This window comes from Actinomadura sp. NEAU-AAG7 (assembly GCF_018603865.1).
GTDB lineage: Bacteria > Actinomycetota > Actinomycetes > Streptosporangiales > Streptosporangiaceae > Spirillospora > Spirillospora litoris.
The window spans coordinates 1-1,326 of record NZ_JAHFZY010000020.1 but is presented as its reverse complement, the minus strand read 5'-3'; the positions used below and the strand labels follow the sequence as shown (position 1 = coordinate 1,326).

General features: G+C 60.2%; 1 protein-coding gene. It reads right to left on the bottom strand.

The annotated features are described in order from the left end of the window. Positions 1–226: 226 nt before the first annotated feature. Positions 227–859, bottom strand: a complete 633-nt coding sequence (locus KLI87_RS39575) for a DUF4360 domain-containing protein (RefSeq protein WP_214621091.1) — start codon at positions 857–859, stop codon at positions 227–229. Positions 860–1,326: the final 467 nt, after the last annotated feature.

Below are 1,326 nucleotides of genomic sequence, written 5' to 3'. Positions count from 1 at the left end.
CGCCCTGTCTGCGCGGCGTGAACTCCGGAACCAGCGGCTCGACGATCGCCCACAACTCATCCGGCACCAACCGACGCGCAAGATCCGACGACACGATCCCGCATTATCCCGCAGACCACCCCACCCACATGAGACACGCTCTTAGTCCACTCCAAGACTCTTTGGACGAGGCCTTCCACGCGCGAGAACAGCTCAGCTATCGCCTCACAACAGAGCCACACGCAGGCTACCGACAGCTCTTCCAGGCGAGATGGTAGCTGGTTCTAATGCCCGAGTCCGTGTCATCCATGCTATTCAAGCTGATCTTCGTAGGTTGCGATGTCCCCGCGTCAACCGACAACTCTGTGAGTAGTCTGAGATAGCGGTTTTCACCGCATGCCTGCCAGCCGATTTGCGCCGGGGTGTCAGTGAATCCCCAAAGACCTGTGGAGGCATCCGTCAACTTGTGCGTGATCATCGTTCTGTCACTGGCACCCTGGAAGTAGAAGGTGCCCTTGTGGAGCGCACTTGCGCCTTTTTGCAGATGGGCGTAGCCACGGTTATCCACTCGTGTGACCGCGTAGGTGAAGCCCTGCGCATACATCAGCAGGGTTACCTCGCAGTTCTTGCGCATGTCGGTAGGGCTCGACGAGCCACCGGCCTGGACCGTGTAAGCGGAGTAGCGAACCTCCAACTGACGGATGTCGGAGATGTACCTCGCGTCAACAGATTTGGGCGGGCACCCGGACCCTTGAAGGGACGCGACGGTGACGACGACTTGTGTCGGGTCCTGTCCAGGGCGCGCACCAGCGCCGGCCGGCATCGCGGTCACGGCGAGCACCGCAGCGGCCACGCCGAGAACAGACACTTCCTTACGCACGCGATTCCTCCTACCTAGAATTAGGAATCCTTTCCGTGCACCCAGGAGACAACAGACCACATTGCCCCTGCCGGCGCGGACAAATCGATAAACTCGACAAAGAGTAGCTTTTATGCCTATCACTGTCAAACCTCAATTTTCAACTCTTCCCGCTGAATAATTTCGAGGGGTGAGCCCGCATCTTCGGTACTGACCGCAAGCACCGATCGCGTAGCCCACCTCCCCCGGTAGACGAATCCGCCGCCGATACCCGGACCTCACCGCACAAAGCGGTGCCGGCGCCGGATCCGGACATCCACCCGGCCGGTTAAGCACAGCCATTAAGAGCGTGTCTCATGTGGGTGGGGTGTGGTCTGCGGGATAATGCGGGATCGTGTCGTCGGATCTTGCGCGTCGGTTGGTGCCGGATGAGTTGTGGGCGATCGTCGAGCCGCTGGTTCCGGAGTTCACGCCGCGCAGACAGGGCG